Raw genomic sequence first — 12,843 nt, forward strand, 5'->3', positions numbered from 1 at the left:
GTAGCGTGCAACTTGTTGCACGAATGATTAACCTCAATGCGTAATTCATGATTTCGTGCGTAGCGTGCAACAAGTTGCACGCTACGATTCTTTTATCGTTACTTAAAATGTTCGCTTATTTTTATTTTCTCTTAGTACGCTTAGTGCGCTGACGTTGTTTTTCTTAACAACGCATAACCTAACAAGGCTGACACACACGAGCCCAATAAAATACCGAGACGAGAGAGGGTGTCAAAGTTATCATGCCCGGTTTCTCCGAAGGCAAGGCCGGCAAGGAACATCGACATAGTAAAGCCGATACCGCAGAGTACGGCAATCGCAAAAATCTGCGTGAAATGGATGCCTTCAGGTAATTTTGCAAGACGTAATTTCACCGATAAGTAACTGAACAGGAAAACGCCAAGCGGTTTGCCGATGATTAAACCGAGCATAATGCCCAAGGTGAGTGGTGAGCTTAAGCTGGAGAATCCCACGTTTTCCAAGGAGACACCGGCATTAGAAAACGCAAATAACGGCAGAATCAAATAGCTACACCATGGCGCCAAAATATGTTCGAATTGATGCAGGGGCTTTTCACCTTGGCGTCCCTGCATTGGGATACAAAAACCGATGATCACGCCTGCCAAGGTGGCATGAACGCCTGATTTGAGTACGGAAGCCCATAAAATCAAACCGACCACCATATAGGCGCAAAGCGCACTGACTTTAAAGCGATTCATGGTGACCAAAATACTGATGGTGATGGCGGCGGTAATCAGCGCCGGCGTACTGAGTTCGTGTGAGTAAAAAATTGCAATGACAACAATGGCGCCGAGGTCATCAATAATGGCAAGTGCCAATAAAAAGACTTTGAGCGGTAAAGGGACGCGCTTGCCTAAAAGCGCAACAATCCCGACGGCAAAAGCAATGTCTGTCGCCATCGGAATTGCCCAGCCGGACTGAATTTCCGGCGCACCTTGCGCAATCAAAAAATAAATTAAAGCCGGTACTACCATACCCCCGATTGCCGCAATGGCAGGGAAGATCGCTTGTTGATAACTTGAGAGCGAGCCTTCTAGCATTTCACGTTTGACTTCCATGCCAACCAAAACGAAAAATACTGCCATAAAACCATCGTTTACCCACATGAGTAGGGGCTTGGCAATACTAAATGCGCCAAATTGTACGCTGACCGGGGTATCTAAAAAGTGAAAATAGTTTTCGCTCAGTGCCGTGTTGGCGAGCACAATGGCCATCAAGGCAAAAATCAGCAGCAATACGCCACCGCTGGCTTCAGATTGGAAAAATTTTTGGATACGTTGCATAAACAATAATACTCCCTGAGATAACGCCTGAAAGGCAAAGCATAAATATGAAAGTTAAGAAAGTTACAGGAAATGAATGATATTTTCAAGAAAAGTTGGGATTGATTAATGTTATTCTCACTATTTTTTATTTTTAAAGCGATTTCATTTATTTTGGCAAGCAGCATGTCATTACATTAATTTTTGTAAATAGGCTTTGCCGAGTTGATTCATTTGATGTTGAATCCACAACTGTCTGCGTTTGGTGTAAGCGCCCGGTGCATTAACATGATAAACGATCGGGTTAGGCAAAACGGCGGCTAAAAGTGCGGCTTCATTTGGCGATAAATTTTTTGCTGACTTTTTGAAATAAAATTGGCTGGCGGCTTCCACGCCATAAATGCCTTCGCCAAATTCCGCAATGTTTAAATACACTTCTAGAATGCGTTTTTTAGACCAGAGGGTTTCTAACAACAGGGTGGCAGGCACCTCAATTCCCTTCCGAAGCCAACTTTGTCCATGCCATAAATAGAGATTTTTAGCAGTTTGTTGAGAAATCGTTGACGCGCCACGCGTGCGTTGGCTTTTTTGATTATACTTGAAGGCTCTTTCAATGGCATTGAAATCAAACCCGTAATGTGTCGGAAAATTTTGATCTTCGGCGGCAATCACGGCTAATTGCATTGGCCAAGCAATATCGTCAATACTAATCCATTGGTAGCGTGTCGTGTATTTCATATCGCCGGCGAATAAATGGGCGACTTTTTGTTGCAACATATACGCTGAGCAGGGGATGGGAATAAAGCGAAAAAGAAATGTGATGGCAACGATGGCGAGAAAAAAACGAATGAAAAAACGCACCGCACTTTTGTAGGAAAAGTGAAATCGGCGCAATCTGACGTTAAACGGCGTTAACCGTTTCAAAATAACATTAGTCAGCTTTTTGTGACACATTCAGTTGGTTTCTTATCCAGTCGATAAATTCGGGATCCATGGTTTTTAGCATATTGGAACCCCGTGTAATGGTTGCTGCGCTGGTATTGAGATTTTGTTGAATTTCTCGTTGTGGTAGGTTTTTATCCAATAATTGCGCGATAATTTGTAAGCGTAACCCTACGGCATCCCGTTCGTCAGCGGTGAGCAATAAGGTTAAGACATCTTGTGCTTTGCCCTGTTCGAATGCGGTTTTTAACATATCAAGAAAGGCATTCCATTGTTCTAAATTGCGACTAATGTACATATCAACGATCCTACATCCTATACTATTAAACTAGTGCGCCTAGTATAGCCGATCATATTCTTCATTGCTAAAAGTTTGTGGATCTTCTTTGTTTTGCAATCGCTGATAGTAAAAATCGTAAGTCAGGACATTTTGCACATAGCCTCGCGTTTCATAAAACGGAATGGATGCTACGAATTCGTCCATTTCTAACTTACCATTGGCGCGCGCCAACCATTTTTCCACACGGTGTGCGCCGGCATTATAAGCTGAAGCAATGAGAATCCGGTTATTTGGATATTTGGCATTTAACTCCGCCAAATATGCCGTGCCGAGCAAAATATTATTCAGCGGCTTAAATAAATCTGCTTCATCCGTATAAGGCAATTTGGCATGACTGGCAGTCGCTTTAGCGGTACTTGGCAAAAGCTGCATTAATCCGCGCGCATTGGCGGAAGATTGTGCTTGTGGATTCCATGCGCTTTCTTGTCGGGAAATTGCCATCGCAAACGTTTTACTGACAGGCGTGTTTCGCGATGTTTGCGGTTTGCCTTTGCTTAAGGTAAGACGGCGTGGTTTTAATGCAATGTCATAATAATGGCTATAAGCCATTGGCAGGCGCACTTGAATGTAATCTAATGCCTTCGCAATAATGGTGCCATCCACGCCTAAATCAAACCAATCTTGCTGGTTGGCATATTGGCTGAGAGCAATTTGTCTTTCTTTTTTCCGATCGGCAGAAAGATTTTCTAACAGGAAACGCCAACGTTGTTTCGCGGCACCAAGTCGATCCAGTTGGCGCAATTCGGCAATTTCTTCCAATACCGGTTGTACCTCGTTAAATGTATCAGCCCAAGCTTCATCGGTCATGCTCGGGGTAATGGGTAATTTAGGTGGCTCGAAGTGATAACGGTTACCACGCGTTTGCGGATCTAATTTGGCTGCCGCCAACATCGGATAAAATCCTCGTTCATGAGAAAGTGCGGTCCATATTTCTGTTGTTTTTTGGCTATCGCTTTTCGCGATGGTTTTGGCGAACCAATAACGCCATTCTTGTTTTTGACGGCCTTCATCAGAGAGGGTGTTGAGCCATGGCGCTAAATCGGTTTTTTGCCAAATCGCCATACGCAAACGGCGTTCGGTAAGGTTATCTGCTTTTAATTTGAGAATTTCCGCATCCCGCCATTGTTGAAATAACGGGCTTTCGTTATCAAAAAAACGATTTAAAAACGCGATTTCCCATTCACGCATTTCTGCGTCAGTCAGTTGCCAGTCTTTCGCCCATTGTGCATAAGGCGCAAAGCCGGGATCTTTCATGTTTTCGGGCAACGTACGCAAATAGCGCGGAAAACTTTGTACCACCGCAAATTTCAGTAGGGCAGTGTTATTTTCCGTCAGCGGTAATCTTGCGGTGAATTCGGCTAAACTTGCCGGTGTTTTGATGAGTGTTTGCAACAGTTGTAATTGGGCGGCAATTTTTTCGTCTTCGTTCTCACCGGTCATGCGATGTAATTCCGTGACTAAGAGTGCTAAGCCGTTTTCATCATTTTTGGCGAAGAGCATTTCCGCTTTTTGATAAACTTTCGCTGCCGTTCTGCCGCCGCGAGCATACCACGCTGCCCAAAGTTGAGCATCGTTAGGCAGTTTGCTGTTAGCTAACCAAAGCTGTTCATAACGAGAAATAACATTTGTATTTGCGTTGGAAGCTTGTTTTTTATCTGTTGTGTTGTTTGTGCTTTCCTGTTGCAGTTCGGCGTTTAAAACGGCAATTTGCATTTCCAAGGTGTTTGGCGTAATGCGTTGCGCATAATGGACTAATCCTTCCATATCATTCGCATTTATTAATAGCGTGAAAAGACTTTGTTCCCATCGTGAACGTAAAAAATGCGTAGGATATTGTTGGATAAGTTGTTCTATTTCTTGTTTTAATGCGTTGACATCTTCTGCTGGGGTATCTTGATTGACGCTTTTTATGCGCGCTTCGAGGTAAGTGGACATGGCGTCTGTTTTCAGAGGATAGTCTTTTAGGGAATCAATAAGTTTAAGATATAACTCGGCATTATCGGAAACGTTGTTATTTTTCACCGCACTTTTTAACAGATTTTCTAACTGTAAAAATGTCGCCCGTTGAGCAAGGTGTTTGAGTTCATCTGCATGTTGGGCTTTCGACCATTCGGCTTGTTGATGGGATAGGTTCGGTTTACGTTCAGCCTTATGAGTATGTGATCCTAAGGCTGAAAACGAAAGTGCGGTCAACATGAGCAAAGAAATGGAAGCTTGTTTCAAATATCGCATCGTGAGTTTCCGACAAAGATAAATAAGGTGAAAAGAAGGTGTGGGGTAATAACCGCTTAATTAACCTCTTTTACGCGCAATTCTTTTGGCACTTCAAAGAACATATTTTCTTCGAGCCCCTGCAATTCTTCTACATCCGTGACGCCAAATTCTTTCATGCGCGCAATCACCGATTGCACTAATTCTTCCGGCGCGGAAGCACCTGCGGTGACACCAATGGTTTGCACGCCGTTAAACCAATCCGGCTGAATATCATTGGGATCATCAATTAACTTAGACGCCACTCCCATACGGGAAGCCAACTCTGCCAAACGGTTAGAGTTAGAGGAGTTTTTGGAGCCTACCACGACCACTAAATCGGATTGTTTTGCCAGTTCGCGCACCGCCTGTTGACGGTTGGTGGTGGCATAACAAATGTCGTTTTTATGTGGGCCTTGAATCGCAGGGTATTTTTCTTTTAAGGCACTGATGGTTTCCGCCGTATCATCTAAAGACAGCGTCGTTTGTGTCATAAAGGTTAAATCATCATTGTGGCTTACGGGGAGGTTAGCAATATCCTCGATACTTTCAATGAGATAAATACCACCCTCTTGGTTGCCGTATTGCCCCATGGTGCCTTCCACTTCCGGATGGCCTTTGTGGCCGATGAGAATCGCTTTCGTCCCTTTTTTACTGGCACGCGCCACTTGCATATGTACTTTGGTCACCAAAGGGCAAGTGGCGTCAAATACTTTGAGATTGCGGTCTTTCGCTTCTTGACGCACTGCTTGGGATACGCCATGAGCGGAAAAAATCACAATGGCGCCATCCGGCACTTCACTCAGTTCTTCCACAAAAATGGCGCCGCGTTCACGCAAGCCGTTCACCACAAAACGGTTATGCACCACTTCGTGGCGTACATAAATGGGCGCACCATGAATTTCCAACGCCAGTTCAACAATACTGATGGCACGATCGACACCGGCACAAAAACCGCGTGGGTTGGCTAAAATTATCTTCATTTTTGACCGCTCTTTTGTTTGTTCTTATCACCTTTAAAGGCATCTAATGCCAATAAACCGGCGCCGATACAAATGGCAATGTCCGCCACATTAAACACCGGATAATGATAAATATCCCAATAAAAATCAAAGAAATCCACCACAAAACCGTTATAGGCACGATCCACCATATTAGCAAGCGCACCACCAATAATCAGGGCATAAGCTGAATTTTGTAATTTTTGGTCTGCACGATTTTTCTTCATGAAATACGCCAGCATCAGAGAAATACTAATCGCCAACAGAATAAAGAAATATTTTTGCCAACCATCGTGATTCGCCAAAAAGCTGAATGCCGCGCCATAATTGCGTACATAAGTGAGATTAAACACCGGCAGAATGTTCACGCTTTCATACAAATCAAATTTTTGTACCACAATGTACTTTGTCAGCAAATCAAGCAAAAAAGCGACCGCACTTAGCCAGAGAAAAGAGAGTCCGGATTTTTGTTGGGACATAATGTTTCCTAAATAAAATCATGATCAAAATTAGGTCGCCATTCTAGCACAAGGCAAGGGTTTATACAGAAAAAGGTGATGAGAAAGCGAATAGATATACGTCATTTTATGTTGCAGGCGAACACCATGGAATGACGTAATGGATTTTCGTGAAATGGCAAAGCGTTTAAAACGTGTTGAAAAATCACCGCACTTTTCAGTCAGGTGTCGATAGTCAGGCTTGCTTTTTGTGAAATTTACAATATGATAGCCGCCCTTTTATTTCTAGAATTGAGACGATTATGTTGGGTATAGATTTTATTGAACTGTTAGGTTACACTGCAACCCTTTTTGTCGCGGTTTCATTTTTGTTTAAATCGATAGTTTCCCTCAGAACCGTTAATTGTATCGGTGCGATTTTATTCGTCATTTATGGGCTCGTTAAACAGACTTATCCGGTTGCGTTATTGAATATCTTTTTAGTCGCCGTAAATCTGTATCAACTGTGGCGACTAAAACAGGAGAAGCAATAGAAAGATAAAAGCTGAACCTTTCCCGAGATTCAGCTTTTCTTTTACCTTTAAACTAGGCTAATTCCGCACGTAATTTCTTCGTGACATCCACCATCACTTTTAATGCGGCGATGGTTTCCGGCCAGCCGCGGGTTTTTAGGCCGCAGTCCGGGTTTACCCATAAGCGTTCTTTTGGTACCACTTGTAACGCTTTGTGAAGAAGATGTTCGATTTCTTCTGCGGTCGGTACGCGTGGGCTGTGGATATCGTACACGCCCGGGCCGATGTCGTTCGGGTATTTGAAATCACCGAAAGCAGTAAGTAATTCCATGTCGGAACGGGAGGTTTCGATGGTGATCACGTCGGCATCTAGGGCGGCAATGGCCGGTAAAATGTCGTTAAATTCGGAATAACACATGTGTGTGTGAATTTGCGTATCATCTTTACAACCCATTGAACTTAAACGGAAAGCTTCACCTGCCCATTGTAAATAAGCGTCCCAATCGGCACGTTTGAGCGGTAAGCCTTCGCGAATGGCCGGTTCGTCAATTTGGATGACTTTGATCCCCGCTTTTTCTAAGTCCAACACTTCATCAGAAAGCGCCACGGCAATTTGTTTACACACCGTTGAACGTGGAATGTCGTTACGCACGAAAGACCATTGTAAAATCGTTACCGGGCCGGTCAACATCCCTTTCATCACTTTGTTGGTGAGGCTTTGAGCATATTGCGACCAACGCACGGTCATTGGTTCCGGACGGGTCACATCGCCGTAAATGACCGGTGGTTTGACGCAGCGGGAACCGTAACTTTGTACCCAACCGAATTTGGTAAATGCGAAACCATCGAGCAATTCGCCGAAGTATTCCACCATGTCGTTACGTTCTGCTTCGCCATGTACTAACACGTCTAAATCCAATTTTTCTTGCTCGCGCACCACGAATTCAATTTCTTTTTTCATTGCCGCTTCGTAATCTGTCAAGCTGAGATCGCCTTTTTTGAAGGCGGCACGGGCATGACGAATTTCCGTGGTTTGCGGGAAGGAACCGATGTTGGTGGTTGGCAGCAACGGTAGATTTAACCACGCATTTTGTAATTTAATCCGTTCTGCAAATGGCGATTTACGTTGATCGGCATTTTTCGGCAGATTTGCCAAACGTTCCGCCACACAAGTGCGGTGGATTTCATGGGAGTTTTTACGCGCGTCAGCTGCCGCTTGGCTAGCATCAAGATCGGCTTGCACAGCTGCTCTGCCTTGCTCAAGTGCGATTTTAATGACGCGTAATTCTTGAATTTTTTGCAAGGTGAACGCCAACCATTGATAAAGCTCCGGCTTGTTGGTTTGCAGCTGGGTTTCCACCGCTAAATCATAAGGCGTATGGAGTAGAGAACAGCTTGGCGCAATCCATAAATGCTCACCTAATTTCGCTTTTAGTGGTTCAACCACGTCTAACACTTGGTTTAAGTTGGCACGCCAAATATTACGGCCGTCAATCACGCCTACGGAAAGGATTTTGTCGTAATCAACGAATTCATACACTTGTTCCGGCGCGCGCACCAAATCAATGTGGAGACCGGCTACCGGCAAAGATTTCAATAAATCGGCGTGTTCAGCGACAGAGCCAAAATACGTCGCAAGCAACAGTTTAGCGTTGACTTGTGCAGCAAACGTCGCATAAACCGCTTTATAGGCGACAATCCATTCTGCCGGTAAATCTAAGGTTAAAGCAGGCTCATCAATTTGAATGTATTCCACACCTTCAGCGGTTAATGCGTTTAAGATGTCCACATAAACCGGCACGAGTTTGTTTAATAAATCGAAACGGTTGAAGGCTGCGCCTTTTTCTTTCCCTAACCAAAGGAAGGTTAATGGGCCAACGATGGTGGGTTTTACCTTGTGACCAAGGGCTTTAGCTTCACGGATTTGTTGCACATAGTGCGCCGGGTTGGCTTTAAATTGGGTGTCCTTGTGGAATTCAGGCACGAGATAGTGATAGTTGGTGTCGAACCATTTTGTCATTTCAATGGCGAATTGTGTTTTATTGCCACGCGCCAATTGGAAATATTGATCCAAGGTTAAGTTTTGGCTGTCGAAACCAAAACGCGCAGGAATCGCACCTGTCGCCACTTGCAAATCTAAAATATGATCGTAGAAAGTGAAGTCAGCAACCGCCACGAAATCCGCATTCGCATTGGCTTGATGTTGCCAGTTAATTTCACGTAATTTTTTTGCAATGTCTAATAAATCGGCTTCGGCGATTTCACCGCGCCAGTAACGTTCTTGGGCAAATTTAAGTTCACGTTTTGCCCCTACGCGTGGGAAACCCGATAAATGAAATGTTGTCATGTTAATTCCTCGATATGTTAAATGATTTAGACGGCTAAACGTCTGTACGAGGCTAGAATGACGGAATCAGGTTTATTATGCAAATTAATAATTTTCTGAAAGTTTATGAAAAATTTTAATAATCTTGTAATTTATGGCGTTAAGATATGTGACGAGCAAAAAACGCTGTGAAAATGCACCGCACTTTAGGTTACTTCGATAAAATTTATTCTTTTAATAGAAGTTAATACATATCATGGGATATATATTTTAAATATATTGCTTTATCTTTTTAGCTCTTATTTTTTAACTTGGGGAAAAGAATGGCCATTGGGCATATCAACAAATGCTAGTGTAGGGTATGCTAAACGTACTTATCGAGAAGCATCATTTTTTCGAGTTAAACAGAAAAATGATGAATACAATGTGGTGTTATCTATTTGGCACAAAAAGATACATTATGCGGGGTTTACGCCTAGATTAACTTGGGTTTATGCAAAAACAAACAGTAATTTGCCGATTTATTCATACGATAAAAATCAAATACTTTTTGATGTGAGTAAAAGTTTCTAAAAAATACCGCACTTTGTGATTTATTAATAAGTAAAAATTAGCCCTTTAGTGAAAGGGCTAATTTTTTATATAGAAAAGTAATTAAATCACTTCAACATCAACAGCTGTCAGACCACGTTGGGAATCCTGTACGTTAAAAGCAACACGATCCCCTTCGTTTAAAGTACGGAAATTATTGCCCACGATGCCGGAGAAGTGCACGAAAACGTCTTTAGAACCGTCTTCAGGGGCGATAAATCCGAAACCTTTTGTTGAATTGAACCATTTTACGTTACCGTTTAGTTTAGACATATTGTCTTCCTTATTGAAAATAATGAAATTGTATGCTTATTGTCAGCACGAGTCGCTAGTGATTTGACTTAAATAGAGATGGATAAATTGAATCTTCAAAGCGCAAATTTAAAATTTGAATAAGGAAGAAGCGAAATAACTAACTTACTGAAGTGATTGTCTAGCGTGTTGTGAATTAGAGCACACCAATGGAATGAAAACAATCTATTTATATCTAATCCGCTGTTTTATTTATATCTTCTTTAAAATGAAACTATTAAAAAACCTCCGCCTTTTGTGAGGGCGGAGGACACAAGATTGTTTCAGTTCGGCTTTTTATTATCAATAAATAGTAAAGTAAAATTTTTATACTGCTATCTTTTCGATTTCTTAATAAACTTCATCAAACGTTTACGTTTACGTAATTGGTTTGGCGTGAGTTTATTTCGTTTGCCGGCAAATGGGTTGTTCCCTTCTTGGAATTGCAGACGAATCGGCGAGCCGATAATTTTCAGACTACGGCGGAAATGGTTGGATAAATAACGCTTGTAAGAATCCGGTAGTTTATCTACTTGGTTACCATGAATCACAATGATTGGCGGATTGTAGCCACCGGGGTGGGCATATTTCAGTTTCACGCGACGACCGCTAATCATCGGCGGTTGATGTTCGTCCACCGCGATTTGCAGAATACGAGTCAGCATGGATGTTGTCATTTTCTGCGTCGCGCATTCGTAGGCTTCTTTGACGGAATCAAATAAATTACCAACGCCGCTGCCGTGTAAGGCAGAAATAAAGTGCACGCGGGCAAAATCAATAAAATCTAAACGACGATCGAGTTCGGATTTCACGCGATCTTTGACATCGGTGTCCAATCCATCCCATTTATTCACCACAATTACCAAAGAACGGCCAGCATTTAAAATAAAGCCGAGGAGGGACAAGTCTTGGTCGGAGATGTTTTCTCGTGCGTCAATGACCAATAGCACTACGTTGGCGTCTTGAATGGCTTGTAATGTTTTGATTACAGAGAATTTTTCTACCGCTAAATGCACTTTACCGCGTTTACGCACACCGGCAGTGTCGATTAAGGTGTATTGTTGGCCGTCACGTTCCATCGGAATGTAAATACTGTCGCGGGTGGTGCCCGGCATATCGTAAACCACCACGCGATCTTCGCCTAAAATACGATTAGTCAGCGTGGATTTGCCCACGTTCGGACGTCCTACAATGGCAATTTTGATATTTTGACTGTCCGGTGTTTGTTCCTGCGCCAATTCTTCATCTAAAAGCGCAGTATCTTCTTCATTTGAAAAATCGAAATCCTCATCCCATTCATCGTGTTGAGCCATTTCAGAAACATCATCATTTTCTACCGCACTTTCTTCCTCTTTTTCCGCCATTTTTTCCGCTAACGGACTTAATACTTGTTCCATCAGGTTGGCGATACCGCGTCCTTGAGAAGCCGCAATTTGGGCGATTTCACCTAAGCCTAATTGATAGAACTCAGCACAGTGGGAATCAGCATCAATGCCGTCTACTTTGTTGGCAACCACCACGGTGGTTTTGTTTTGGCGTTGGCGCAAATAGTTTGCAATGCCGATATCCGCTGACGTTAAGCCGGCACGGGCATCTACTAAGAATAAAACGATGTCTGCTTCTTCAATGGCAAGCAATGATTGCTCCGCCATTTTTTCTTCTACGCCTTCTTCCGTGCCGTCGATACCGCCGGTGTCAATGACGATAAAATCGTGTCCGGCAAGATGCGCGTGGCCATATTTACGATCTCGGGTTAGACCTGGAAAGTCGGCGACTAATGCATCACGGGTACGGGTGAGACGATTGAATAGGGTGGATTTGCCCACGTTTGGACGACCCACCAAGGCAACTACGGGAGTTGTCATAAAAACCTCTTATAAATGAATGTGCCACGGGAATATTGATATCGGCACTTGAAAAATGGCTGGCATTATAGCGGATTTTGGTCATGATGAGAAATGACAAGGCGTTGTTTAAGTGAAATGTGGATGTCGGGAGAGTAGAGGAGGCTGACGATGCGACAGTGTGATTGAATGGTTCGGAAAGAAAGTGTTCTATTCCCATCTCATATCGTTTTTTTAAAGACAAATATTGATAGGATCAATTGACATTTAGCGTCTCAGCCCTTACCTTACACAAAGATCTCAACCGCTTATTTTCTTTAAATTTAAAGGAGTTTTTATGCAATCTCGTATTATTGTTGACAGCAGAGAAGAATCGTTGCTTAGCACGCACAAAGTGTTGCGTAACACCTATTTCTTGTTAGCGTTAACATTAGCCTTTTCCGCTGTGGTAGCTTATGTGTCCATGGCAATGAATTTACCAAGACCGGGGCTTATCATCATGCTTGTGGGATTCTATGGGCTGCTTTTCTTAACTAATGCCCTAGCAAATAGTGCATTAGGGATTTTATCTGCTTTTGCCTTCACTGGTTTCTTAGGTTACACCGTAGGGCCGATTTTAAATGCTTATGTGAGCGCAGGTTTGGGTGATGCTATCGTGTTAGCATTAGCCGGCACTGCAGCGACGTTCTTCGCTTGTTCCGCTTATGTCTTAACCACGAAGAAAGACATGTCCTTCTTATCCGGTACGATTCTAGCCTTATTCGTGGTGTTATTACTTGGCATGGTCGCGAGTTTCTTCTTCCAATTCCCGGCACTTTATGTAGGCATTAGCGCGTTGTTCGTGATTTTCTCCACCATGGGAATTTTGTATGAAACCAGTAACATCATTCACGGTGGTGAAACCAACTACATTCGTGCAACAGTCAGTTTATTTGTGTCTATCTACAACCTGTTTATCAGTTTGTTAAACTTACTTTCCTTCTTCTCTTCTAGAGATTAATTATT

The 12,843-nt window shown here is 43.0% G+C and carries 12 protein-coding genes; 3 read left to right on the forward strand and 9 right to left on the reverse strand.

Annotated features, from left to right (window positions below; translation table 11 throughout):
* Positions 1–140: 140 nt before the first annotated feature.
* The 6 genes from nhaA to lspA all read right to left on the reverse strand — a co-directional run bounded on the left by nhaA (position 141) and on the right by lspA (position 6,295).
* Positions 141–1,304 (reverse strand): Na+/H+ antiporter NhaA, encoded by a 1,164-nt coding sequence (nhaA, locus tag Q0203_RS02015; protein WP_297929140.1) that lies wholly within the window; start codon positions 1,302–1,304, stop codon positions 141–143.
* Between the two features lie 171 nt (positions 1,305–1,475).
* Positions 1,476–2,237, reverse strand: a complete 762-nt coding sequence (gene mtgA, locus Q0203_RS02020) for a monofunctional biosynthetic peptidoglycan transglycosylase (RefSeq protein ID WP_297929142.1) — start codon at positions 2,235–2,237, stop codon at positions 1,476–1,478.
* Positions 2,215–2,523, reverse strand: a complete 309-nt coding sequence (trpR, locus tag Q0203_RS02025) for a trp operon repressor (RefSeq protein ID WP_295973989.1) — start codon at positions 2,521–2,523, stop codon at positions 2,215–2,217. The genes mtgA and trpR overlap by 23 nt, the downstream gene beginning before the upstream one ends.
* A 39-nt stretch (positions 2,524–2,562) precedes the next feature.
* Entirely contained in the window at positions 2,563–4,797 is a 2,235-nt protein-coding gene (locus Q0203_RS02030) for a transglycosylase SLT domain-containing protein (RefSeq protein ID WP_297929144.1), read from the reverse strand.
* Positions 4,798–4,853: 56 nt separating this feature from the next.
* The gene (gene ispH / locus Q0203_RS02035) at positions 4,854–5,798 is read right to left on the reverse strand and encodes a 4-hydroxy-3-methylbut-2-enyl diphosphate reductase (RefSeq protein WP_297929146.1); all 945 of its coding nucleotides are present in this window, start codon (positions 5,796–5,798) and stop codon (positions 4,854–4,856) included.
* The gene (gene lspA / locus Q0203_RS02040; RefSeq protein WP_297929148.1) at positions 5,795–6,295 is read right to left on the reverse strand and encodes a signal peptidase II; all 501 of its coding nucleotides are present in this window, start codon (positions 6,293–6,295) and stop codon (positions 5,795–5,797) included. The genes ispH and lspA overlap by 4 nt, the downstream gene beginning before the upstream one ends.
* A 281-nt stretch (positions 6,296–6,576) precedes the next feature.
* On the opposite strand from lspA, the gene Q0203_RS02045 reads away from it, so the two are divergent.
* The gene (locus Q0203_RS02045) at positions 6,577–6,807 is read left to right on the forward strand and encodes a YgjV family protein (RefSeq protein ID WP_297929150.1); all 231 of its coding nucleotides are present in this window, start codon (positions 6,577–6,579) and stop codon (positions 6,805–6,807) included.
* A gap of 52 nt (positions 6,808–6,859) precedes the next feature.
* Here the strand turns inward: Q0203_RS02045 and metE are convergent, their stop codons facing one another.
* Entirely contained in the window at positions 6,860–9,133 is a 2,274-nt protein-coding gene (metE, locus tag Q0203_RS02050) for a 5-methyltetrahydropteroyltriglutamate--homocysteine S-methyltransferase (protein ID WP_297929151.1), read from the reverse strand.
* Between the two features lie 258 nt (positions 9,134–9,391).
* Between metE and Q0203_RS09645 the strand changes: the two genes are divergently transcribed.
* A complete protein-coding gene (locus Q0203_RS09645; protein WP_366517286.1) occupies positions 9,392–9,685 on the forward strand; it encodes a surface lipoprotein assembly modifier in 294 nt (97 codons plus the stop codon).
* Between the two features lie 81 nt (positions 9,686–9,766).
* On the opposite strand, the gene Q0203_RS02055 is transcribed toward Q0203_RS09645, so the two are convergent.
* Complete coding sequence (locus Q0203_RS02055; RefSeq protein ID WP_295973973.1) at positions 9,767–9,976, reverse strand: cold-shock protein; 210 nt, start codon at positions 9,974–9,976, stop codon at positions 9,767–9,769.
* 353 nt (positions 9,977–10,329) lie between these two features.
* Positions 10,330–11,859 carry a ribosome biogenesis GTPase Der gene (gene der, locus Q0203_RS02060; protein WP_297929153.1) on the reverse strand — a complete coding sequence of 510 codons (1,530 nt, stop codon included), beginning with the start codon at positions 11,857–11,859 and terminating at the stop codon, positions 10,330–10,332.
* 316 nt (positions 11,860–12,175) lie between these two features.
* Between der and Q0203_RS02065 the strand changes: the two genes are divergently transcribed.
* Positions 12,176–12,838: a Bax inhibitor-1 family protein gene (locus tag Q0203_RS02065; protein WP_006717583.1), complete on the forward strand. Its 663-nt coding sequence runs from the start codon at positions 12,176–12,178 to the stop codon at positions 12,836–12,838.
* Positions 12,839–12,843: the final 5 nt, after the last annotated feature.

The sequence above is a fragment of the uncultured Aggregatibacter sp. genome (genome assembly GCF_938046485.1).
GTDB lineage: Bacteria > Pseudomonadota > Gammaproteobacteria > Enterobacterales > Pasteurellaceae > Aggregatibacter.